The 21,053-nt window shown below is 66.0% G+C and carries 24 protein-coding genes; 4 read left to right on the top strand and 20 right to left on the bottom strand.

The features are described 5' to 3' along the window. Positions 1-15: 15 nt before the first annotated feature. The 9 genes from G6P99_RS12605 to phnG form a co-directional block, all read right to left on the bottom strand. A complete protein-coding gene (locus tag G6P99_RS12605; RefSeq protein ID WP_029081424.1) occupies positions 16-627 on the bottom strand; it encodes a pyridoxamine 5'-phosphate oxidase family protein in 612 nt (203 codons plus the stop codon). Positions 628-712: 85 nt separating this feature from the next. Continuing rightward, on the bottom strand, positions 713-1,309 hold the full coding sequence (gene phnN, locus G6P99_RS12600) for a phosphonate metabolism protein/1,5-bisphosphokinase (PRPP-forming) PhnN (RefSeq protein ID WP_029081425.1): 597 nt from the start codon (positions 1,307-1,309) through the stop codon (positions 713-715). Further along, on the bottom strand, positions 1,306-2,460 hold the full coding sequence (locus G6P99_RS12595; RefSeq protein ID WP_029081426.1) for an alpha-D-ribose 1-methylphosphonate 5-triphosphate diphosphatase: 1,155 nt from the start codon (positions 2,458-2,460) through the stop codon (positions 1,306-1,308). The genes phnN and G6P99_RS12595 overlap by 4 nt, the downstream gene beginning before the upstream one ends. Positions 2,461-2,473: 13 nt before the next feature. Further along, positions 2,474-3,172 (bottom strand): phosphonate C-P lyase system protein PhnL, encoded by a 699-nt coding sequence (gene phnL, locus G6P99_RS12590; protein WP_029081427.1) that lies wholly within the window; start codon positions 3,170-3,172, stop codon positions 2,474-2,476. An 8-nt stretch (positions 3,173-3,180) separates the two neighbouring features. Continuing rightward, positions 3,181-3,978, bottom strand: a complete 798-nt coding sequence (gene phnK / locus G6P99_RS12585) for a phosphonate C-P lyase system protein PhnK (RefSeq protein WP_029081428.1) — start codon at positions 3,976-3,978, stop codon at positions 3,181-3,183. Further along, positions 3,971-4,855, bottom strand: coding sequence for an alpha-D-ribose 1-methylphosphonate 5-phosphate C-P-lyase PhnJ (locus tag G6P99_RS12580; RefSeq protein WP_165128301.1), 885 nt, complete (start codon positions 4,853-4,855; stop codon positions 3,971-3,973). Before G6P99_RS12580 ends, phnK begins: the two co-directional genes overlap by 8 nt. After that, positions 4,852-5,955 carry a carbon-phosphorus lyase complex subunit PhnI gene (locus G6P99_RS12575; protein ID WP_165128299.1) on the bottom strand — a complete coding sequence of 368 codons (1,104 nt, stop codon included), beginning with the start codon at positions 5,953-5,955 and terminating at the stop codon, positions 4,852-4,854. The genes G6P99_RS12580 and G6P99_RS12575 overlap by 4 nt, the downstream gene beginning before the upstream one ends. A 3-nt stretch (positions 5,956-5,958) precedes the next feature. Further along, entirely contained in the window at positions 5,959-6,567 is a 609-nt protein-coding gene (gene phnH, locus G6P99_RS12570; protein WP_029081431.1) for a phosphonate C-P lyase system protein PhnH, read from the bottom strand. Between the two features lie 4 nt (positions 6,568-6,571). Continuing rightward, complete coding sequence (phnG, locus tag G6P99_RS12565) at positions 6,572-7,033, bottom strand: phosphonate C-P lyase system protein PhnG (protein ID WP_029081432.1); 462 nt, start codon at positions 7,031-7,033, stop codon at positions 6,572-6,574. 104 nt (positions 7,034-7,137) lie between these two features. Between phnG and phnF the strand changes: the two genes are divergently transcribed. Next, entirely contained in the window at positions 7,138-7,863 is a 726-nt protein-coding gene (gene phnF / locus G6P99_RS12560) for a phosphonate metabolism transcriptional regulator PhnF (protein WP_029081433.1), read from the top strand. 151 nt (positions 7,864-8,014) lie between these two features. Here the strand turns inward: phnF and phnE (G6P99_RS12555) are convergent, their stop codons facing one another. From phnE (G6P99_RS12555) to phnC, 4 genes are all read right to left on the bottom strand, one after another. Continuing rightward, a complete protein-coding gene (phnE, locus tag G6P99_RS12555; protein WP_029081434.1) occupies positions 8,015-8,863 on the bottom strand; it encodes a phosphonate ABC transporter, permease protein PhnE in 849 nt (282 codons plus the stop codon). Continuing rightward, a complete protein-coding gene (gene phnE, locus G6P99_RS12550; RefSeq protein WP_165128297.1) occupies positions 8,860-9,744 on the bottom strand; it encodes a phosphonate ABC transporter, permease protein PhnE in 885 nt (294 codons plus the stop codon). Before phnE (G6P99_RS12550) ends, phnE (G6P99_RS12555) begins: the two co-directional genes overlap by 4 nt. 78 nt (positions 9,745-9,822) lie before the next feature. Beyond that, complete coding sequence (gene phnD, locus G6P99_RS12545) at positions 9,823-10,758, bottom strand: phosphonate ABC transporter substrate-binding protein (protein WP_029081435.1); 936 nt, start codon at positions 10,756-10,758, stop codon at positions 9,823-9,825. A 78-nt stretch (positions 10,759-10,836) separates the two neighbouring features. Further along, a complete protein-coding gene (phnC, locus tag G6P99_RS12540) occupies positions 10,837-11,652 on the bottom strand; it encodes a phosphonate ABC transporter ATP-binding protein (RefSeq protein WP_029081436.1) in 816 nt (271 codons plus the stop codon). A 197-nt stretch (positions 11,653-11,849) separates the two neighbouring features. On the opposite strand from phnC, the gene G6P99_RS12535 reads away from it, so the two are divergent. Genes G6P99_RS12535 through G6P99_RS12525 form a run of 3 tightly spaced genes read left to right on the top strand, consistent with a single transcriptional unit; the run spans position 11,850 to position 14,394 of the window. Then, positions 11,850-12,515, top strand: coding sequence for a chloramphenicol acetyltransferase (locus tag G6P99_RS12535; protein ID WP_029081437.1), 666 nt, complete (start codon positions 11,850-11,852; stop codon positions 12,513-12,515). Continuing rightward, entirely contained in the window at positions 12,512-13,684 is a 1,173-nt protein-coding gene (locus G6P99_RS12530) for an alpha-D-ribose 1-methylphosphonate 5-triphosphate diphosphatase (protein WP_165128295.1), read from the top strand. The genes G6P99_RS12535 and G6P99_RS12530 overlap by 4 nt, the downstream gene beginning before the upstream one ends. 20 nt (positions 13,685-13,704) lie before the next feature. After that, the gene (locus G6P99_RS12525; protein ID WP_165128293.1) at positions 13,705-14,394 is read left to right on the top strand and encodes a DUF1045 domain-containing protein; all 690 of its coding nucleotides are present in this window, start codon (positions 13,705-13,707) and stop codon (positions 14,392-14,394) included. An 8-nt stretch (positions 14,395-14,402) separates the two neighbouring features. Here G6P99_RS12525 and hemC read toward each other — a convergent pair whose 3' ends face one another. From hemC to G6P99_RS12490, 7 genes are all read right to left on the bottom strand, one after another. Next, a complete protein-coding gene (hemC, locus tag G6P99_RS12520) occupies positions 14,403-15,413 on the bottom strand; it encodes a hydroxymethylbilane synthase (RefSeq protein ID WP_051346301.1) in 1,011 nt (336 codons plus the stop codon). Between the two features lie 65 nt (positions 15,414-15,478). Further along, the gene (gene pncA, locus G6P99_RS12515; RefSeq protein ID WP_029081441.1) at positions 15,479-16,099 is read right to left on the bottom strand and encodes a bifunctional nicotinamidase/pyrazinamidase; all 621 of its coding nucleotides are present in this window, start codon (positions 16,097-16,099) and stop codon (positions 15,479-15,481) included. Continuing rightward, a complete protein-coding gene (locus tag G6P99_RS12510) occupies positions 16,099-16,917 on the bottom strand; it encodes an aspartate dehydrogenase (RefSeq protein WP_165129343.1) in 819 nt (272 codons plus the stop codon). The genes pncA and G6P99_RS12510 overlap by 1 nt, the downstream gene beginning before the upstream one ends. Further along, positions 16,917-18,338, bottom strand: coding sequence for a M20/M25/M40 family metallo-hydrolase (locus tag G6P99_RS12505; protein ID WP_165128291.1), 1,422 nt, complete (start codon positions 18,336-18,338; stop codon positions 16,917-16,919). Before G6P99_RS12505 ends, G6P99_RS12510 begins: the two co-directional genes overlap by 1 nt. Positions 18,339-18,465: 127 nt before the next feature. Continuing rightward, positions 18,466-18,954 carry a Rid family hydrolase gene (locus G6P99_RS12500; protein WP_029081443.1) on the bottom strand — a complete coding sequence of 163 codons (489 nt, stop codon included), beginning with the start codon at positions 18,952-18,954 and terminating at the stop codon, positions 18,466-18,468. A 15-nt stretch (positions 18,955-18,969) separates the two neighbouring features. Further along, positions 18,970-19,380 carry a c-type cytochrome gene (locus G6P99_RS12495; RefSeq protein ID WP_245284696.1) on the bottom strand — a complete coding sequence of 137 codons (411 nt, stop codon included), beginning with the start codon at positions 19,378-19,380 and terminating at the stop codon, positions 18,970-18,972. A gap of 2 nt (positions 19,381-19,382) precedes the next feature. Further along, the gene (locus G6P99_RS12490; RefSeq protein ID WP_035976926.1) at positions 19,383-20,975 is read right to left on the bottom strand and encodes an NAD(P)/FAD-dependent oxidoreductase; all 1,593 of its coding nucleotides are present in this window, start codon (positions 20,973-20,975) and stop codon (positions 19,383-19,385) included. Between the last annotated feature and the right edge of the window lie 78 nt (positions 20,976-21,053).

The following is a 21,053-nucleotide window of genomic DNA, read 5'->3' as shown; positions in this document are numbered from 1 at the left end:
CCGTCCGGGCGCACGTCACCACATCGTCTGCCGCGCGCGCTCCGGCCACTCGCGATCGTATTTTTCACCACCGACCGTGTGCTCGCTCATTTCGGCGAGGATCTGGCCTGGCGTCGGCAACGCCTTCGGATCGACCTGCTTGTCCGGATTCCAGAGGTCGGAGCGCACGATCGCGCGGGCGCACTGGAAATAGATCTCGTCCACATTCATCACGATCACCGTGCGCGGCGCCTTGCCCTCCATCTTGAACGAGGCGAGCAGCTCCGGCTCGGCCGAGACATGGCCGCGGCCGTTGACACGCAGCGTGCTGCCCGAGCCCGGGATCAGGAACAACAGCCCGACGCGGGGATCGCGAACGATGTTGCGCAGCGAATCGCAGCGATTGTTGCCGCGGCGATCCGGCATCATCAGCGTCTTCGCATCATGGATGCGCACGAAGCCCGGCAGGTCGCCGCGCGGCGAGCAGTCGAGCCCCTCGGGGCCAGAGGTCGCGAGCGACACGAACGGCGATTTCTCGATGAGCACACGATAGAGCGGCGTCACGTGATCGGCGACCTTCACGGTCGACGCGTCATTTGGGAAACCGTAGATCGCCTCAAGCTGCTCGATCGTAGAGATCACCGACATTCGTGCTGTCCTCCTCTTTCGTTAGAGCTTCTTGTTCGACGCGTTTTCTTCACGCGAACCGGCGTCCACTTCGCTCGAAAACGCTCTAGCCATCCCAGCGTTCACCCTTGATGATGCGGACAAGCTGTCGCGCGTGATATTCGGCGGTGCCGGAGTTGATGATGGTGAGATCAGGCGGCGCTGCGCTCTCGTCGACGGTGCGCCCCAGCCGCTGCGCGAGCCCGCCGTCGCTGGCACGCCCGCGCGCCGCCAGTCGCGCAGCCAGCACGTCCGGCGGCGCCGTGACCGACACCACGATGGCATTGGCATAGTTGCGGCGGGCGGCTGCGACCACCGTGCGCGAGACGTTCGCGATCACGGTGCGCCCGGCCCTGATAGCATCGTCGATCGTCCGCGACAGCGCGTAGCGATGGCCGTGCGCCTCCCAGTGCATAGCATAGTCGCCGGCCGCGGCCGCGCGCTGGAAGGTGTCCGCGCTGACCTCCTCATTGTCTTCCGACACTGACGCCTGGCGGGTGATCAGCCGGCGCGCGAAGACAATGTCGCGATCATCCGCACAGGCCGCCTTCGCCAACCCCAGCAGCGTGTCCTTGCCGGCGCCGCTCGGGCCGACCACCAGGATCAACCGGCCGGGACCAATCGTGGTGGCGTGCTGCGCGGCGACGGCAGGGAGTTCGCTCATGCGACCCTGGCTCCTTCGCGCCAGACGCTGCGCACCACCGGCAGGTCGCGCGCGACATGCACGCGGATCAGATCGGCCCGCCTGCCGACCGCGATCTCGCCGCGATCGGCGAGCCCAACCGCCTCGGCCGGCGTCTTGGTCACGGTGCGGACGGCGGAGGCGAGATCGATCGCCGGCACATGAAGCGGCAGCTGCAGCGCCGCCATCAGCAGGCTGGACGGGATGTAGTCCGACGACAGGATATCGAGCATGCCCTCATTGGCGAGATCGACGGCGGCGATATTGCCGGAGTGCGAGCCGCCGCGCACCACGTTCGGCGCACCCATCAGGATGTCGATGCCGGCCGCGTGCAGCCCCCGCGCGGCTTCCATCGTGGTCGGGAATTCCGCGACCGCGACCTTGTCGTTGACGGCGTCGACCACGTTCTCGTCGGTGGTGTCGTCATGGCTCGCCAGGGGGATCTTGTATTCGTGCGCCAGCGCGACGATCGCGCGGGTGTTGGTGACGGCATATTCCTTCTGATAGGCGAAGCGCCGCGCGAACAGCACGTCGAGCTGGGCGTCGGTCATGCCGCCGCCCTTGCCGCGGTAATAGTCACGCAGCTTCACCTCGTCGCGGAACTGGCGCTGGCCCGGGGTGTGGTCCATCAGCGACATCAGTCGCACGTCAGGCCGGTCGATCAGCTCCTTGGCCTCGGCAACGACATCCGGCATCGGCACTTCGCAGCGCAGATGCAGGAAGTGATCGGCGCGCAGCAGATTCTCCTCGCGTGCGGCCGAGATCGCCGCCGCCAATACGCCGGCGCGGCCGTCGACATCCTCGGCGCCGTCCTCGCGCCACACCCGTAGCGAATCCAGCACCGTGGTGATGCCCGAGGTCGCGAGCTGCCCGTCATAGGAGATCACGGCCGCGATCGGGTTCCAGAACACTTTTGGCCGCGGCACGTAGTGCATCTCGAGATGGTCAGTGTGCAGCTCGATCAGCCCGGGCATCAGGAGATCGCCGCCGGCGTCCTCGGCTACCTCGGGCGCCCTGCCCTCGCCGTATTCGGCGATCCTGCCGTCCGCTATCGCGACCCAGCCCTGCTCGATCACGCGGTCGGCGAGGACCAGCCGGGCGTTGCCGATGATGGTGTCTTGCTTGGCGGTCATTTCAAACGGTCCTTCAGGCAGCAGCGGCGAACGAGGTCACGTCGACGATGCGATCGGCAATCAGATGACGGATTTCGTCGTCATGGACAATCGCGACCATCGCGACGCCCCTGGTCTTTTTCTCCGCGATCAGCTCGACCACCACTGCGCGATTCGCCGCATCGAGCGAAGCGGTCGGTTCGTCGAGCAGCAGGATCGGCAGCTCCGAGATGAAGCCGCGCGCGATATTGACGCGCTGCTGCTCGCCGCCGGAGAAGGTCGAGGGCGGCAAGGTCCAGAGGCGCTCCGGGATATTCAGCCGGCGCAGCAGGCGGCCGGCACGCTCGCGGGCCTCCTCGCGCGCCACGCCGTTGACGATCAGCGGCTCGGCGACGACGTCGATCGTCGCCACCCGCGGCACCGCACGCAGGAACTGGCTGACATAGCCGATCGTCGAGCGGCGGATGCTCAGCACCTGGCGGGGCTCGGCGGTGGCGAGGTCGATCACCTTGCCGTGGTGACGAATGCCGATCCGGCCGCTGTCGCAGCGGTAATTGCCGAAGATCATCTTCAGGATCGAGGATTTGCCGGCGCCCGACGGGCCGGACAGCACCACGCATTCGCTTGATGCGACGTGGAACGAGACGCCGCGCACCACGGGCAGCTCGACGCCGCCCTGCAGATGCATGATGAAGGTCTTCTCGGCGTTGGTGAGTTCGATCATCGCGGTCATTGGCAAGCTCATGGCGGGAGAATCGAGGAAACGAGCAGCTGCGTGTACGGCTCGCGGGGATCGTCGAGCACCTGGTCGGTGAGGCCGGTCTCGATGACGCGACCGCCCTTCATCACCATCACGCGATGCGACAACAACCGTGCGACCGCGAGATCGTGGGTCACGACGATGGCGGCCAAGCCCAACTCGCTGACCAGATTGCGCATCAAATCGAGCAGGCGCGCCTGCACCGAGACGTCGAGGCCGCCAGTCGGCTCATCCATGAACACCAACCGCGGCTCAGTGACCAGGTTGCGCGCTATCTGCAGCCGCTGCCGCATGCCGCCCGAATAGGTCTTTGGCGCATCGTCGATGCGGCCGACATCGATCTCGACCCGCTCCAGCCAGGTCGAGGCGGTGCCGCGGATTCGGCCGTAGTGATTCCAGCCGACCGCCATCAGCCGCTCGCCGACATTGGCGCCGGCCGAGACCCCCATGCGCAATCCCTGCGCCGGGTCCTGATGCACAAAGCCCCAGTCGGTGCGGAACAGGAAGCGCCGCTCCGCCTCGCCGAGTTCGGCGAGATCGCGCAGCACGCCGTCGCGCATCCGGTAGGACACCCGCCCCGCGCTGGGCGCAAGCTGCGCCGAGAGCAGCTGCAGCAGCGTCGACTTGCCCGAGCCGGATTCGCCGACGATCGCCAGCACTTCGCCGGGATAGAGCGCGAACGAGACATCGCGGCAGGCCGGAAGCCGGCCATAATTTTTGCCGAGCCCCTCGGCAACCAGCATCAGCTGGTCGGTGTCGAGGCTTGAGAGCTCAGACATGCACCTTCTCCTTGTGGGGCGCCGCGCTCTCGGTGCCGTGATGGCCGGCCGCCTGGCGCTGCTCGCAGAAGTCGGTGTCGGAGCAGACGAACATCCGCCCGCCCTTGTCGTCGGTGACGATCTCGTCGAGATAGGAGGAGTCGGCGCCGCACAGCGCGCAGGGCGCATTGAAGCGGTAGCGCGTGAACGGGTGATCCTCGAAATCCAGCGAGACCACCGTGGTGTAGGGCGGGATCGCGTAGATGCGCTTCTCGCGGCCGGCACCGAACAGCTGCAGTGCCGCGCAATTGTTCATCTTCGGATTGTCGAATTTCGGGGTCGGCGAAGGGTCCATCACATAGCGCGCATTCACCTTCACCGGATAGGCGTAGGCGGTCGCGATGTGGCCGAAGCGCGCGATGTCCTCGTACAGCTTGACATGCATCAGCCCGTATTCGGCGAGCGCGTGCATCCGCCGCGTCTCGGTCTCGCGCGGCTCGAGGAAGCGCAGCGGCTCCGGGATCGGCACCTGATAGACCAGCACCTGCCCGGCGTGCAGCGGCGCTTCGGGAATGCGATGCCGGGTCTGGATCACGGTCGCATCCGTCGTCGACGTCGTGGTCGCAACGCCCGCGGTCTTGCCGAAGAATTTGCGGATCGAGATCGCGTTGGTGGTGTCGTCCGAGCCCTGATCGATCACCTTCAGCACGTCGTCGGGGCCGAGGATCGCCGCCGTCACCTGCACGCCGCCGGTGCCCCAGCCATACGGCATCGGCATCTCGCGGCTGGCAAACGGCACCTGATAGCCGGGGATCGCGATCGCCTTCAGGATCGCGCGGCGGATCATCCGCTTGGTCTGCTCGTCGAGATAGGCGAAGTTGTATGTCGGCGCGTTCATTCCGCGGCCTCCTGCAGTTCGACTGCCCGGTTGGCCTCGGCGAACTCCTGCCGAAGCTTGCGCAACAGGCCGAGCTCGGACTGGAAGTCGACATAATGCGGCAGCTTGAGATGCTCGACGAAGCCGGTCGACTGCACATTGTCGGAGTGCGACATCACGAACTCCTCGTCCTGCGCCGGTGCGGCGGCTTCCTCGCCGTGCTCGCGCGCGCGCAGCGCGCGGTCGACCAGCGCCATCGACATGGTCTTGCGCTCGCTCTGGCCGAAGGCGAGGCCGTAGCCGCGGGTAAAGCACGGCGCCTCGGTCGTCGAGCCCTTGAACTGGTTGACCATCTGGCACTCGGTCAGCTCGATCGAACCCAGCGGCACCGCGAAGCCGACGTCCTCGGCTGAGAATTCGACCTCGACCTCGCCGAACCGGATCTCGCCGGCGAAGGGATGGTTGCGGCCGTAACCGCGCTGCGTCGAGTAGCCGAGCGCGAGCAGAAAGCCCTCGTCGCCGCGCGCAAGATTCTGCAGCCGCAGATCGCGATCGGCCGGAAAGCTCAGCGGCTCGCGCGTGAGGTCGCCGACCGGCGCGTCGGCCTCGGCCTGCGGCGAGAGCTCGATCAGGCCGTCGCGGCCGAGAATGTCGGTGACCCGCGGCGTTGCCGCCTGCGAGGCTTCCGACGTCGCCGGCTGCTCCGGCACAAAGCCTTCCGCGAGTTGCGGATCGAGCAGGCGGTGGGTGTAGTCGAAGGTCGGGCCGAGGATCTGGCCGCCCGGAACGTCCTTGAAGGTCGAGGAGATGCGCCGCCGCACCTGCATCTCGCCGGTGTTGACCGGCTCGGTGGCACCGAAGCGCGGCAGCGTGGCGCGGAACGCACGGACCAGGAAGATCGCCTCGATCATGTCGCCGCGCGCCTGCTTGATCGCCAGCGCCGCGAGCTCGCGGTCGTAAAGCGAACCCTCGGTCATCACCCGATCGACACCGAGCGCGAGCTGTTCGGATATCTGCGCCAGCGTCACCTCGGGCACGTCGCGATCGCCGCGCCGCTCATGCGCGAGCAGGCGATGGGCGTTCTCGATGGCGCGCTCGCCTCCCTTGACCGCTACATACATCGCTCACACTCCGCTTGCGATCAGCCGCGTGGTGCGCGGGATCGCGACAATGGCATCTTCATGGACCAGCACGACATCGATGCCGCGCGGGAACAGGACCTCGTTGATCGACAGCCGCTCGAACAGATCGCGCGGCTTGATCATCGCCTGCAGCAGCGCGCTGCCGTCGATGCCGGGCCCCTTCAGCTCGAAGGCCGGGCCCTGTGTCAGGCTGTCGACCTGCAGGATCAGCGTGGTCGAACGATCCGGATATTCGTTGCTGCCGAACGCGAAACGCTCGAGCGCCGGCAGATTCGCGGGATCGCCGATCAGCGCGAAGCTCGCGATCGAGGAATCCCCGACCACCGGCGCGCTGGCGTGAAACTTCAGCCAGCGGGCGACATCCGGCGTCGCCGACATCGCGGCATCGAGCCAGATCGGCGTGTCGTGATCGAACAGCGTCAGCGCGATCGCGGCCGCGCCGCGCATCATACCGGCGGGCGCGCCTGCGCTCGCGGCGACGCGCTGCACGCTGCCCGGACGCGCCATCGCCTCCATCACGGAACGGAAGGTTGATTGCGCCGACAGCACCTTGTCGGCAAAACCTGCGGGCATTTCGGCAATCGTCGTCATTGCATCACCCCTCACCGCGCACCATCGTGTAGAAATCGACCCGCGTCGCCGCGGTCTCGGCGGCCTTGCGGGAGCGTTCGGCGTTCATGACCACACGCAGCGGCGCGATCACCTTCGCCTCGACTTCGCCGGACAACTCCGCCGACTGCACCATGGCGTCGCACAGCGCGATCATCTGCGCCTTCTGCGCATCGCGGCCGAGCGTGTAGCCGAAGCCGACCTCGCCGCTCGCAAGCCGCACCGCCGCGCGCGACACCGTCGCCTCGCCGAGATTGAACGGTGCGCCGTCGCCGCCGATCCGCCCGCGCAGCATCACAAGGCCGTTCTCCGGCTCGCGCAGGTTCTCATGCGCGGGCACCACAATCGCGGCGAGCCGGCCTGCGATGTCGGAAGCGGCGGAATGCGCCAGCACCGTCATCGCGGCCTTACGCTGGGCCTGTTTGCTGTTTGGTCCGGTCGAACTCATGGGCAACCTTGCCTATGTCAAGTTGTCTATAATAATAGACAACTTGATAGCCGAGCGCCATGACTGTTTCGTGACAAACCGACGATTTCTGGTATCACCGCGCCATGAGCATGCAGGAAAGTTCCGGCGTCGCCTTATGGCGGCAGGTCGCCGACGGCATCGAGCGCGGCATCGCTGACGGCCGCTTTGCCGCGGGCGAAAAGCTGCCGGGCGAGATGGAGATCGCCGAGACTTACCGGGTCAATCGCCACACCGTGCGGCGGGCGCTCGCCGCGTTGGCCGAGCGCGGCCTGGTGCGCGCCGAGCGCGGCAGCGGCACCTATGTCGAGGCCCAACGCCTCGCCTATCCCCTGCGGTCACGCACAAGGTTTTCGGAGATCGTCGGCGCCGGCGGCCACGAGCCGCGCGGCCAGATGATCGAGGCCGGCGAGGATATCGCCAACCGCGAGATCGCGCGCGAGCTCGGCCTGAAGATCGGCGCGCCGCTGATCCGAATCGAGTCGGTGCGCCTCGCCGACCGGACGCCGATCTGCGTTTCCACCACATGGCTGTCGGCCGAGCGGTTTCCCGATGCCGGCGACGTGTTCGCCAACGTCCGCTCGATGACCAAGCTGCTCGGGCATTACGGCGTCAGGGATTACCATCGCGCCTCGACCCGAATCACCGCAGCAATCGCCGATGCCACCGATGCTGCACGTCTCGATCTGCCGCTGGGACGGCCGGTGCTGGTGGTCGACGCAACCGACGTCGACATGCTGGACCAGCCGCTGGTGACCAAACGCTCGCGCTTCGCCGCCGAGCGCGTGGAGTTTCTGGTCGAGAACGGCTGATCTCTCTGCTCCCTCGGGGAGAGGGTCGGGGTGAGGGGCTATCTCCGCAAATTCGAAAGCTTGGAGTGCGCAGAGAGTCCCCCTCACCCGAATTTGCGCTGCGCGAAAATTCCGACCTCTCCCCGCGCCGCGGGGAGAGGCGAAGAAGAAACTACACCACAGCGCGCTGACCGATAATCGCAAAGCGCAGCTTGCTCGAGATGAAGTCGATCGCCGCGACTGCGATCAGGATCATCAGGATCAGGAACGACACCTTCTGCCATTCCAGCACGCGGATCTGCTCGGCGAGTTGCAGGCCGATGCCGCCGGCGCCGACGATGCCGATGATGGTGGCCGAACGCGTGTTCGACTCGATGAAATAGAGCACCTGGCCTGCGATCACGGGCAACACCTGCGGCAGCAGGCCGAAGCGGATTTCATGCAGCGTATTGCCGCCGGAGGCACGGATGCCCTCGACCTGCTTGCGGTCGGCCGCCTCGATCGCCTCGGAGAACAGTTTTCCGAACGCGCCGAAGTCCGACACCATGATCGCGAGCACGCCGGCGAACGGCCCGAGGCCGACGACGTTGATCCAGACCAGCGCCCAGATCAGGGTGTCGACGCCGCGGATCGAATCGAGGAAGCGGCGTACCGGAAAGCGGATCAGGTTCGAGGGGATGATGTTGCGCGCCGCCAGCAGGCTGACCGGCAGCGCCAGCAACGCCGCAAGCGTGGTGCCGAGCAGCGCGATCGACAGCGTTTCGCCGAGCGCCTGCATGTAGAGCGGGAATGACGCGCCGGGATTCGGCGGGATCATCAGCATGGTGATCCAGCCGAGCTGGCTCAGGCCCGCGATCAGCCTGGACGGCGAGAAGTCGAGATCGACCAGGCCGTACACAAAGACCGCAAGCGCCGCCACGATCATGGCCGGCAGCGCCAGCCGCGCCGCGGCGGGCCGGTCGAATGCGTCGGGATATTTGGCGCGCAGCGCGCCGGTGTCCGGCTTCGGCAGCTGGCTCATCGCCGGGTCTCCTTGCCGAACAGCCGGCCGCGCAGCCAGCCGGTCGAGATGTCGATGATGAAGACGGTGATGATGATGGTGACCAGGATGGCGCTGACGTCGGAATAGTAGAACTTGCGGATCGCGACCACGAGCTCCTGGCCGATGCCGCCGGCCCCGACAAAACCCATCACCGAGGCTTCGCGGACGTTGATCTCGAAGCGCAGCAGCGCGTAGCTGGCATAGCCCGCCGACACCTGCGGCAGGACGGCAAAGCGCATGCAGGACAGCCAGCTCGCGCCGGTGGAGCGGATGCCCTCGACCGGCTTCATGTCGGCGTTCTCGACGATCTCGGCGAACAGTTTTCCCAGCGCACCGGTCGAGTGGATCGCGATCGCCAGCACGCCGGCCATCGGCCCGAGGCCGAACGCGATCACGAAGATCAGCGCGAACACGATGCCGGGCACCGTGCGGGCGAATTCAAGCAGCCGGCGCACCGCAAAGCGCAGCCACGGCGCCGGCGAGGTGTTCTGGGCCGCGAAGAAATTCAGAGCGAAGGCAAACACCGCGCCGGTCAGCGTGCCTACATAGCTGATCAGCACGGTCTCGCCGAGCATCCTCAACCATTTCTTCCAGCCCCAGAACCATTCGGGAAAATCGGTCCACACCCGCGCGCCCGATTCGAGCGTCAGAATGCGGTCGAAATAGCTGACGAAGTTGCCGAAATAGGTGAACAGCGTGCGCAGGTTCACTTCCGCGCCGAACGCGGCGATCACCAAGGCCGCGCAGAATATTGCCGCCGCCAGCGCGACCTTCAGCCGCTTGCGCGAGACCGACCTGCGGTAGGCCTCTTCCAGCGTTGCCAGTTGCTGCGCCGGAAGAATGGATACGGCGGTCGCCATCGACGCGTGCCAGTCCGGTTCGGAGTTGAGAACAAAGGCCGGGCTGTCAGGCCCGGCCTCGTGACGTCAGGTGAACGATCAGCTCGCCTTCTTCTTGCGCAGAGCGTCGACGAACTTGATCAGCTCGATCGTGCCATCCCAGTCCTTGGTGGTGGCGGGATGGAAGCCCTTCTTCTGGCCGTCGGAGAGACGGTCGAACGCGGCCTTGTCCTTGGTCGGGGCTTCGAAGAAGGCCTTCGCGATCGCGGCCTTCAGGTCCTCGGGCAGATCGGCGTTGTAGGCATAGGGTCCGTTGATGATCGGCGCCGACTTGTGGATGATGCGGAAATCGTCCTTCTTCATCGCCGAGTCGTCGGCGTTCTTCAGCATGCCCTTGGTCAGCATCTGCGCGAGCGTCGAATCGTCGTCGCTGGTCCACTGGTTGGCAGCCATGTCGACGGTGCCCTGCGCCAGCGCCAGAACGGCGTTCTCGTGGCTGCCGGTGAACACGACCTTGCCGAAATAGGTGTCAGCGTCGGCGATGCCCATCTTGTCTAGCTCGAAGCGCGGCACGTTGTTGCCCGAGGTCGAGTTCGGATCGACCAGGCCGAGGTTCTTGCCCTTCAGGTCGTCGACGCTCTTGTACGGGCTCGAGGCCTTGACGAAGAACACCGAGTAGTAGCCGGTCGAACCGTCGGCGTTGATGTCGTTGGCGAACGCGTCGGTCTTGACGCCGGTCAGGCGGGCGCGCGCGAACGAGGCCGAGCCGTAGCTGGCGATCTGGATGTTGCCGGCGCGCTGACCTTCGATGACGGCGGCGTAGTCATTGGCGATGCGCAGCGTGACTTTCACGCCGAGCTCCTTCGACAGATATGCCACGAACGGTGTCCAGCGCTCGGTGACGCCGGAGGCGTTTTCCGCCGGCACCACCGCGAAGGTGAGCTCCGGATATTTTGCCTTCCAGTCCTGCGCGGATGCGGAACCGGAGAGCGCCAGCGCGGCGACGCCGGCCAGAATGATGCGACGAGTGAACATGACTACCCCTCTTTATTATGGTTGCACCTGTTGGCCGGGCAAAATGCTCGGCCATTCAGATCGGAAAACGCGCGACGCTCAAGCCGCGGCTGCGGTGCCGAGTGCCGGAACGGACGCGCCGTCGGGCGCGGGCATTGGCGCGCCGCCCATGACGTCGTTGGCCTCGAGGTCGTAGAGCTCGCGGGCGATATGATCGGTCAGCGCCGCCGGGGCGCCGTCGAACACCACGCGCCCCGCCGCCATGCCGACCAGGCGATCGCAATAGGTCCGCGCCAGGTCGAGCGAGTGCAGATTGCAGAGCACCGTGATGCCGAAATGCTTGTTGATGCGCAGCAACGCATCCATCACGATCTTGGTGTTGCGCGGATCGAGCGAGGCGATCGGCTCGTCGGCGAGGATGATGTCGGGCTCCTGCACCAGCGCGCGGGCGATCGCGACGCGCTGCTGCTGGCCGCCGGAGAGCTGGTCGGCGCGCTGCGCCGCGAGCTGGGCGATGTCGAACTGATCGAGCGCGGACATCGCGAGCGCCCTGTCCTGCTCCGGCCAGGCTTGCGCCAACGAACGCCAGGACGGGATCTGGGCCAGCCGGCCCATCAGCACGTTGGTCAGCACGTCGAGACGGCCGACAAGGTTGAACTGCTGGAAGATCATCGCCGAGCGCGCCCGCCACTGCCGCAGCGCCTTGCCGCGCAATGCAGTCACGTCGGTTCCTTCGAACAGGATGCGGCCGGAGGTCGGATCGGCGAGACGATTGATCATCCGCAACAGGGTCGACTTGCCGGCACCGGAGCGGCCGATCACACCGACAAAGCTGCCCGGCGCGATCGAGAAGGATGCGTTGTCGACTGCGGCTTTTGTGCCGAACCGGCACGTCAAACCTTCCACCACCAGCATGTAATGCTCCAACCGCGCCGTGTTGGGCCATCGCTATCCCCGGTGTTTAACAGTTATGTGACGTGACGTTGCGGTGCGGCGATCGTCCACACCGCTCTCTTGCCGTCATCGTGACGTCATGATGTTGTCATCAAGCATCCTGATGACGAGCGCGCATCTCCCGGAAGCCAGAGATTTACAAGAATTACGGAGGCCTGATGGCCGGAAAAACACTCTCGGTTGTGCCGACCGTCGACCCGACTGCGTCGGTCCGCGAGAGCAAGCTCGGCAAATATACCGAGGTCGGTGCGCGCACGATCCTGCTTGAAGTCAGCGTGGACGACTATTCCTACGTCGTGAACGACAGCCAGATCACCTACACTTCGATCGGAAAATTCTGCTCGATCGCGGCGATGACCCGGATCAATCCCGGCAACCACCCGATGCATCGCGCGACGCAGGCGCATTTCACCTACCGCGCCAGCGCTTATTTTCCCGGCGAGAGCGACGACACCGACTTCTTCAACTGGCGACGTGCGCATCACGTGCATATCGGCCATGACGTCTGGATCGGTCACGGCGCGATCCTGCTGCCGGGCCGCAACATCGGAACCGGCGCCGTGATTGCCGCCGGCGCGATCGTGACCAAGGATGTACCCGCCTATACCATCGTTGCCGGTAATCCGGCGCGGCCGGTCAAGCGGCGCTTCTCCGAAGCGGTCGCGGATCGTCTCGTTGCGCTGGCGTGGTGGGACTGGGATCACGAGAGGCTTCGCCGTGTCCTGCCCGACTTTCGCAAGCTCGCGGTGGAGGAATTCCTCGACAAGTATGAGGCCGAGGCCGTATCCCAATCACAGGCCAAACAACGGAGTGCCGCATCGTGACGGACATTTTCATCGAGGGCGGACGCACGCTGGTTGACGGCGCATTGGTCGAGACCTCGCTGCGGACCGCGGGCCGCGATATCGGCGCGCTTGACGCCGAACAAGGCCGCGCCGCCCTCCACATCAATGCCGGCGGGTTCCTGGTGCTGCCTGGCATCATCGATCTGCACGGCGATGCGTTCGAGCGGCAGATGATGCCGCGCCCGGACGTCGACTTCCCGACCGACGTCGCGCTTGTCGACAGCGACCGGCAGGCGATCGCCAACGGCATCACCACCGTGTTCCATGGCACGACCTGGTCGTGGGAGCCCGGCCTGCGCAGCGCGGAGAATGCGCGCAAGCTGCTCGATGCGATCGAGGCGCTGCGGCCGCTTCTCGCCGCCGATACGCGCTTCCATCTGCGTCATGAGACCCACAATCTCGACGCCGAGCCCGAGATCATTCAATGGCTCACAGAAGGCCGCATCGACCTGTTCGCCTTCAACGACCACAGCAACGTCAAGCCGAAGAAGCGCAACCAGTCGGCCGAACGCGCCGGGCTTTCGCTCGAGGCCTTCAACGAGCTGATCGACCGGGTCGTCGCGCGCCGTCCAGAGGTGCCGGCCTCGATCGCGCGACTGGCTGCCGCAGCACGCGCGGCTGATGTCCGTATGCTTTCGCATGACGACAACAGCCCGGCGATGCGTCGGGAGTTTCGCGCGCTGGGCGCGGCCATTGCCGAATTCCCCGTCAACGAGGAGACCGCGCGCGATGCCGCTGATGCTGATGACTTCATCGTGTTCGGCGCGCCGAATGTGGTGCGCGGCGGCAGCCACACCGGCTGGACCAAGGCGTCTGACATGATCGCCAAGGGCCTCTGCTCGGTGCTGGCGTCGGACTATTATTATCCGGCGCAGCTGCTCGCAGCGTTCCGCCTCGCCGCCGACGGCATCCTGCCGCTCGCCAGGGCGTGGGACCTGATCTCGTCGGCGCCGGCGCGCGCCGCAGGGCTCGCCGATCGCGGCATACTGGCCGCAGGCCGCCGCGCCGACATCGTCATCGTCGACGACAAGGTGCCGCTGCGGCCGCGCATCGTCGCCGTGATATCAGCCGGACGGCTGGTGCATCTGGCGGATGCGAGCTGCCTCGTTCACACGCTCGCGCCGCGCAAGACGGTTGCGGCGGCATAGTCAGGCTCTATTCTGCTGCCATGGCCCCCACTCCGCGCTACGCGATCTACTATGCGCCGTCCCCCGACAGCGCCCTGCACCGCTTCGGGTCGACGCTGCTCGGCTATGACGCCGTGTCGGACGCCGAGCTGCCGTTTCCCGATGGCGTCGCGCCCGATTGGCGCGAGGTCACGGAGGACCCACGCAAATACGGCTTTCACGCCACGCTGAAGGCGCCGACTGCGCTTGCCGACGGCAGGAGCGAGGCCGAGCTTGTCGACGCCTGCGCCGCCTTTGCCGGCCGCGCGCGGCGCATTCCGGTGATCGAGCCTGTTGTCGATGCCATCAGCGACTTCATCGCCGTGATCCCGGCGAAGCGCTCCGACGAACTCCAGCAGCTCGCCGCCGATTGCGTCACCGAATTCGACGCCTTCCGCGCGTCGCTGACGCCGGACGATCGCGCGCGGCGCAAGCCCGAACGGCTCACGGAGCGGCAGCGCGACTATCTCGACCGCTGGGGCTATCCCTACGTCATGGAGGAATTCCGCTTCCACATGACGTTGACCGGGCGGCTGAGCGACGAGCGGCGCGGCCCGATCGTGGCGCGGCTCCGCGAGCGGTTCGCGGCGATCGAGGTCACGAGACTTGCAGTCGACCGCATCGCGCTGTTCAAGCAGACCGATGCCGCATCCCGCTTCCGCATCATCGGCAGCTGGCCGCTGCGGGCGTAACGGCGGCGCTATTCCTCGACCCGGGTGCGGGCGATGATCTCGGCGGCGCCCTTCGCGAGCAGCTCCATGCCGACGGCGCGGCCGAGTTCGCGCGGGCGGTCCGCGGGTCCGCGCCGCGTCACCTCGATGAAGCCGGCGCCGGCCTCGTCGAGCACCGAGGCGCGCAGCGTCATCTCAGCTCCCGCAAGCGTGGCGTGGCCGGCGATCGGCGAATTGCAATGGCCGTTGAGCACCCAGAGCACCTCGCGCTCGGCCTCGGCAGCGAGCCGCGACGGCGCGTTGTCGATCCGCCCGAGCCGCGCACGCGTCGCCCAGTCGGTCTCGACGCATTCGACCGCGACGATACCCTGGCCGACCGCGGGGAGCATCTCATCGACCGAGAAATCATGCGCGATGCGCGCGGTCATGCCGATGCGCTCGAGACCGGAGCGCGCCATCACCAGCGCGTCCGCCGGCCCCACCTCGCCGCCATCGGGCAGCCGCTGCTTGGCGCCGCGATCGAGCTTGGCCACCCGCGTGTCGGCGGCGCCGCGATAATGGATCACGGTCGCTTCCGGAAACAGCCGGCGCAGATAGGCGGCGCGGCGCACGGCGTTGGTGCCGATCATGAAGCCCTTGCCGCGCGAGGCGCGAAACGCATCCAGCGACAGGCCGGGACGCAGCACGAGGCTGTCATTGGCGGCATCACGCGCCAGCATCGCGGCAAGGACGAGACCCGGCGTCTCCTCATTGCCTGGCACGTCCTTCAGCGAATGCATCGCGGCCTGCAGCGTGCCTGATCGCATCGCTTCGCGGATCTCGGCGACGAAGGCGCCGCCCTTGCCGCCGTGACGCAGCAGCTTGCTGGTCTGGTCCTGGTCGCCGCGGGTCTCGAACTTGACGATCTCGACGGCAAGGTCGGGCGCCGAGGCGCGCAGCAGCCGCGCGACCTCGTCCGTTTGCGCGAGCGCCATCGCGCTCTTGCGCGTCCCTATCCGCAAAACCTGTCCCGACACGAAATCTCCGCTGCGCGTCAACATCAACGGCTGGGGATTAGAACAAAAGGCCAGTCAAAACAACGGTTTTCGCCCTTAGCCGGCCGCGCTCAGGCAATCTCCTCGACAAGCGTGACGCCGGCCTCGCGCATCGCTGCGGTGGCGGCGGCAAGCGAACCGCCGAGGTCGATGGCACGGCAGCCCGACAGCACGACCGCCGTCTCGAAGCCGAGCCGCCGCGCGTCGAGCGCCGAATACTGCACGCAGAAATCCGTGGCGAGCCCGGCCATCACGACGCGCTTGAGGTCGCGCTCGCGCAGATAGCCCGCGAGCCCGGTCGGCGTTGTCCGGTCGTTCTCGAAGAACGCCGAATAGGAATCGATCGCGCCGCGGAAGCCCTTGCGGATCACGAGCTCGGCGCGGTCGGTTGCGAGGTCGGGGTGAAACCGGGCGCCCGCGGTGCCCTGGATGCAATGATCCGGCCACAGCGTCTGCGGCCCATAGGGCATGGCGATCGAGGAAAACGGTGCCGCGCCCAGGTGCGAGGTCGCAAACGAGCTGTGGCCCGCCGGGTGCCAGTCCTGGGTCAGCACGACATGGTCAAAGCGGCTGGCGAGCCGGTTGACCACCGGCACGACGGCGTCGCCGTCGGCGACCGCGAGCGCGCCGCCCGGGCAGAAATCGCTCTGCACGTCGATGATCAGGAAGAGATCGTCGGGCAAAATCTTCATCACGTCCCGATCCGCAATGACGCGCGCAGCTTGCGCAGGCAGGCGATCACCGACAGCGCGGTGATGCGGCCGGTCTTCGGGTTCTCCGAGGGGATATTCTCGATCATCATCGAGAACCGCGCCGAGTCGGAATCGACGTCGATGCGATGGGTGTTGCGCGTCACCGTCGGGTCAGCCCAGATTTCTACCCTTGTGCGGTCGGGCCCGATGCCGGCCAGCGACAATGCCACGGCGACGTTGAGATTGGCCGGAAAGCCCTTTGCGGCGTCACGCGCGCTGCCCTCGAAGATGCGCAGCGGCTCGGTGATGCCTTCGATCTGAATGTTGTTCTCGACCAGATGCGGCGCGCCGACGAGCCCCGCGACCGGCTTCCGCGTCACCAGCCTGGCCGAATGAATGGTCCCGATCGCCGCCGCAGTCACCGCATCGAGCCCGATCAGCGCGCCGGTCGGCACGATGATCTGGCCGCCATGGGCCCGGGCGAGATCGACGAGGTCCTCATTCTGCAACAGCGCGCCGACGCTGAGCACGACCGCGGTCTTGCCGCGCGCTACCACCGGCGTCACGATCGAGCGCACCAGCTTGCTCGGCGCGCACTCGACCACGATGTCGGCGACATCGGCGAGCCCGTCGATCGGCACCAGCTTCGGCGCAGAGTTGAGCTCCGCGACCCAGCCGCGGTGCTTGTCCGGACTGTTCGCCGACACCGCAACCAAGGTCAGGCCCTCGATACCCTGATCGAGCGCCTTGACGACGTCAGTGCCGATCGCGCCGAGGCCGGCGACCGCCACCCGCAGCCTTGTCTTGCCGTCAGCCATCATTTTCCGCCGGCGAGCATCTTGACCAGACGATAGAGATACTCCTCGCCCTCGTAGAACGACTTGACCAGCACGCGCTCGTCCTTGCCATGGTTCCGGTTATCATCGACATCGGCGCCGAGCCCGGAATGACCATAGGTCGGAATCCCCGCATTGCGCAGATAGCTGCCGTCGGTCGCGCCGGTGCTCATGGTAGGGACGATTTCGGCATTCGGCCAGAACTCCTTCGACAGCTTCTCGATCGATCCCATCACCTCCTCGTTCAGCGGCGACGGTGGGCTCAGCACGGCCTTGCCGGTCGGGGTCACCTCGATCTGCTTGTCGGCGAGCACGCGCTCGATCGTCGCCTGGACGCCGTCGACCGGCTCGCCGGGCAGGATCCGGCAGTTCACCTTGGCGGTCGCAAGCTGCGGCAGCGCGTTGATGGCGTGGCCGCCCTCGAGCATGGTCGCGACGCAGGTGGTGCGAAGCTGCGCATTATACCCGGGATTTTCCGACAATCGCGCCAGCGCCGCCAGGTCGGGCTGCGAGGCCAGGATCGCCTTGATATCGTCGGCATGCGACTTGTCTGCTTCGGCGGTCTTTGCAAAATAGGCCCGCGTGGTCTCGTTGAGATTCATCGGGAAGCTGTAATTGGAGAGCCGGACGAGGCCCTCGGCGAGGTGGTAGATCGCGTTGTCCTTGCGCGGCAGCGATGAGTGGCCGCCGCGATCCTTCACCGTGAGCCGGTAGCCGACCGAAACCTTCTCGCTGGTCTGTACGCTGTTGCGGATCGCCTTGCCATTCTTGAGGCCGACGCCGCCGCCTTCGTTGAGCGCGAATTCGGCGTCGATCAGGTTACGGTGGTTCTTGATCAGCCACTGCATGCCGAGGCCGTTGGCATCGAGGATCTCCTCGTCGGTCTCGAGCGCGACGATGATGTCGCGGTCGGGCTTGTAGCCCTCCTTCTTGTAGCGGATCAGGTTGGTGATGAAGGCCGACGCCATGAACTTGTCGTCGCTGGAGCCGCGGCCATAGAAATAGCCGTCCTGCTCGGTCAGCTTGAACGGATCGACCGTCCAGTCCTCACGGAGGGCGGGGACGACGTCGAGATGGGCAACCAGGAGGATCGGCTTGCGCGCGCCGGAGCCTGGCAGCCGCGCCACCAGATTGCCCTTGTGCGGCGCCGGCGAGAACACGTGCACGTCGGCCTCAGAGAAGCCCGCCGCGCGGAGCCGCGCGCCCATCGCCTCCGCCGCCTTCTGGGTATCGCCGGTCGCGGTGGTGGTGTTGATCTCGACCAGTTCCTGATAGATGCCGCGGGCAAACTGCTGCTGCTCGGTCAGCCCCTGCGCCGCGACGCCGGTTGCGAGCAGGAGGACGGGACCAAGTGCTGCTGCGAGCTGCAGCGATCGAACCATGTTTCGGGCCTTGTGCGACATCGTGCTCTCCCAGAATTCCATCGTCTCAGGAGCGAATTCAGACAGGCGACACGCGCTTTGGCAAGACGGCGAGCCCTTCAATTTCCGCGCGCATGCTCCGGAGTTTCGCGCACGCCATTTGAAGTCCTTATTTGGCATCCTTGGCCGCGATCACCTCGATCTCGACCAGGAAGCCGGGATTGGCGAGCGCGGCGACGCCGACCACCGAGCGCGCCGGCAGGTTGGGCTGGCTGCCGCCGAAGAACTGGGTGTAGCCCTCCATGAAGGCCTTGAAGTCCATCGGCGCTGACGCGTTGTGCACCAAGAACACCTGCATCTTGACGACGTCGCCCAAGCCAAGCCCCTGGCCCTCCAGGATGCTCTTGATGCGATTGAGCACGCCGACGGTCTGGGTCTTGGTATCGCCATAGGCCTGCGGGCTCGACGGATCGGCATCCTTGTTGGCGACCGGCGGCACCTGGCCGCTGACATAGACGGTCGTGGTGTTGCCGGTGACGGTGACCGCCTGCGCGATCGGGAACGTCGAATTGGGAATCGGATGCCTGATCACGTCAGCCGAGGCAGCGCTCGCCGCCGCCAACAGCGCGGCGCCCAACAGGATACCTGTGACTTTCATCAAACTCTCCCCGAATTATTTGTTAGGGCGGGCGTCCTGGACATCCTTGGCCGTCACCGCGTCCTGATAGGTGTTGCCGAAGTGCGTCCGCAGATAATTCACAACGGCGGCGACCTGACCATCGGTCATCATGTCGCCGAACCCCGGCATGCCGCGGCGGCCATTGACGACAAGGAAGATCGGATAGCTGGCGGATTCGAGATTCTTGTTGCTGGCGAGTGCCGGATAAGTGCCGGCGCCGCTTGCGCCTGTGGCATCCGGCATGTGGCAGCCCTGGCAGACATTGCCGAACAGCTCCTCGCCGGTCATCTCCACGAAACGGTAGCCCGAGGAGAAGGTGCGCTTGCCCGTGGCGTTATCCTGCCCCACCGCCACGGTGGCGGACAGCAGCGTCAACGCGGCAACCGCCGATATGCTGGTACGCATCATCACGTCTTCACCACGCGTTCGTGCAATCGGCTGATGGCGTCGAGCGCGGACAGGATCGCGCCTTCCTGCCAGGCCGGCAGTTGCGAGGCGTGCTCACCCGCCAGCGCGATGCGGCCGTCGATCTGGCAGAGATTGCGGTAATGCTGCGCGCGCCCGGCGTCGGTCCATTCGCCGGCACAGCCGAGCGTGAACGGCACACGATGCCAGGCCACCGCGACGCCGTTCTCGAATTCGCTTTTGTACTGCGGGTGGATCTTGGCGCCGAACTCGACGGCACTCGCGACGCGCTCGGCCGGCGTCATCGCGGTGAACTCGAAGGAATTGGCGCCTCCATACATGTAGCCGCCGAGCAGGACACCGCGTCCGCCGCGGTTGAAGCCATAATTCGGATAGCCGATCTGCCGGATCGGCAGGTCGGTGTAGCTGATGCCGCCATAGATCGCCTCATCCTCCTCCCAGAACCGCCGCTTGAACTGCAACCCGATCTTCACCGAGGCGGCATAGGGCACCGAATCGATCGCGTTCTTCATCGGCCCGCTGACATCGAGCGGCAGCTGGCTCAGGATCGGCAGCGGGATGGTGCAGATGCACCAGTCGGCGGTCGCCTGCTGCACCGTGGAAGGACTGGCTGTATCGACATAGCTCACGGTGACGCCGGAGCCGTTCTGCTGGATCTGCGTGACCTTGGCGTTGTAGCGGATGAGATCGCCGACCTCGCGCGCGAACGCCTTGCCGATCATGTCCATGCCGCCGACCGGCTGGAACATGGTGGTCTGGAAATCGTAGCGCGCATAGCTCTGCAGATAGCGCCACATCCGCGACCGCAACAGCTCCTGCAGCGAGATCGGGTCGCTCGGCAGCGGATCCTCCATCAGGCCGCCGCCGGGATCGCGCGTATAGCCGCGGAACTCGGCCGAGACCAGGTTGGCATTGTACTTGTAGTCACGGTCCAGCGCGCCCCAGTCGCGCATCGCCTGCAGCAATATCTCCTGATCTTCCTTGGTGACGATCTCGTCGAGCCTGCCCTGCTGGGTGACTTTCGCAAGCAGCTCCGACACCTGGCCCTGGAAATCCGCCTTGATGCTGCGGAAGCGCTGCGGCTTGCCGTCGAATGCGCGCGTCGCGTGCAGATAGGCGTTGTGGTTGAGCTGAAGGAAGGGTTCCAGCGTCACGTTGAGCCGGCGGCAGTAATCGAGCAGCGCACGATGATGATAGGGAATTCGCCACGGGCCGGGATTGAGATAGAGCCCCTGCTCGAACTGGCAGGTCTGCTTGAAGCCGCCGAGCTCGGTAAAGCTGTCGCCGCCGCGGATCGACCAGTTGCGGCCGCCGGGGCGGTTGTTGAATTCGAGTATCTGGACCTTGTAGCCGGCCTTGCGCAGTTCCAGCGCCGCCGTCATGCCGGCAAGCCCGGCACCGAGGATCAGCACCGAGGCGCCCTTCACATCGCCCGCGAGCTTGAGCGGCCCCTTGTAGGCGGACTCGGACGCGAAGCCGAGGCTCGTCATCGCGTGATACATCGCCGAACTGCCGGCGATGGTGCCGATCAGCGCGAGCAGATCCCGCCGCCTGATCACAGATTCGTTCTGCACCCGCGTTCACCCAGCCGCTGATTTCGATGGCGAAGGGAAACGGTTGACGCGATCCGTGTCAAGGAAAGCCACACGCTT

The organism is Bradyrhizobium sp. 6(2017) (assembly GCF_011058295.2).
Taxonomy (GTDB): Bacteria; Pseudomonadota; Alphaproteobacteria; order Rhizobiales; family Xanthobacteraceae; genus Bradyrhizobium; species Bradyrhizobium septentrionale.
This window is presented reverse-complemented; position numbering and strand designations above follow the sequence as displayed.

Bases quoted from the DNA above. Each gene is read 5' to 3' on its own strand.
- G6P99_RS12605 (WP_029081424.1), bottom strand. From the start codon at position 627: ATGTCGGTGATCTCTACGATCGAGCAGCTTGAGGCGATCTACGGTTTC.
- phnN (WP_029081425.1), bottom strand. From the start codon at position 1,309: ATGAGCGAACTCCCTGCCGTCGCCGCGCAGCACGCCACCACGATTGGT.
- G6P99_RS12595 (WP_029081426.1), bottom strand. From the start codon at position 2,460: ATGACCGCCAAGCAAGACACCATCATCGGCAACGCCCGGCTGGTCCTC.
- phnL (WP_029081427.1), bottom strand. From the start codon at position 3,172: ATGACCGCGATGATCGAACTCACCAACGCCGAGAAGACCTTCATCATG.
- phnK (WP_029081428.1), bottom strand. From the start codon at position 3,978: ATGTCTGAGCTCTCAAGCCTCGACACCGACCAGCTGATGCTGGTTGCC.
- G6P99_RS12580 (WP_165128301.1), bottom strand. From the start codon at position 4,855: ATGAACGCGCCGACATACAACTTCGCCTATCTCGACGAGCAGACCAAG.
- G6P99_RS12575 (WP_165128299.1), bottom strand. From the start codon at position 5,955: ATGTATGTAGCGGTCAAGGGAGGCGAGCGCGCCATCGAGAACGCCCAT.
- phnH (WP_029081431.1), bottom strand. From the start codon at position 6,567: ATGACGACGATTGCCGAAATGCCCGCAGGTTTTGCCGACAAGGTGCTG.
- phnG (WP_029081432.1), bottom strand. From the start codon at position 7,033: ATGAGTTCGACCGGACCAAACAGCAAACAGGCCCAGCGTAAGGCCGCG.
- phnF (WP_029081433.1), top strand. From the start codon at position 7,138: ATGAGCATGCAGGAAAGTTCCGGCGTCGCCTTATGGCGGCAGGTCGCC.
- phnE (WP_029081434.1), bottom strand. From the start codon at position 8,863: ATGAGCCAGCTGCCGAAGCCGGACACCGGCGCGCTGCGCGCCAAATAT.
- phnE (WP_165128297.1), bottom strand. From the start codon at position 9,744: ATGGCGACCGCCGTATCCATTCTTCCGGCGCAGCAACTGGCAACGCTG.
- phnD (WP_029081435.1), bottom strand. From the start codon at position 10,758: ATGTTCACTCGTCGCATCATTCTGGCCGGCGTCGCCGCGCTGGCGCTC.
- phnC (WP_029081436.1), bottom strand. From the start codon at position 11,652: ATGCTGGTGGTGGAAGGTTTGACGTGCCGGTTCGGCACAAAAGCCGCA.
- G6P99_RS12535 (WP_029081437.1), top strand. From the start codon at position 11,850: ATGGCCGGAAAAACACTCTCGGTTGTGCCGACCGTCGACCCGACTGCG.
- G6P99_RS12525 (WP_165128293.1), top strand. From the start codon at position 13,705: ATGGCCCCCACTCCGCGCTACGCGATCTACTATGCGCCGTCCCCCGAC.
- hemC (WP_051346301.1), bottom strand. From the start codon at position 15,413: ATGTTGACGCGCAGCGGAGATTTCGTGTCGGGACAGGTTTTGCGGATA.
- pncA (WP_029081441.1), bottom strand. From the start codon at position 16,099: ATGAAGATTTTGCCCGACGATCTCTTCCTGATCATCGACGTGCAGAGC.
- G6P99_RS12510 (WP_165129343.1), bottom strand. From the start codon at position 16,917: ATGGCTGACGGCAAGACAAGGCTGCGGGTGGCGGTCGCCGGCCTCGGC.
- G6P99_RS12505 (WP_165128291.1), bottom strand. From the start codon at position 18,338: ATGTCGCACAAGGCCCGAAACATGGTTCGATCGCTGCAGCTCGCAGCA.
- G6P99_RS12500 (WP_029081443.1), bottom strand. From the start codon at position 18,954: ATGAAAGTCACAGGTATCCTGTTGGGCGCCGCGCTGTTGGCGGCGGCG.
- G6P99_RS12495 (WP_245284696.1), bottom strand. From the start codon at position 19,380: ATGCGTACCAGCATATCGGCGGTTGCCGCGTTGACGCTGCTGTCCGCC.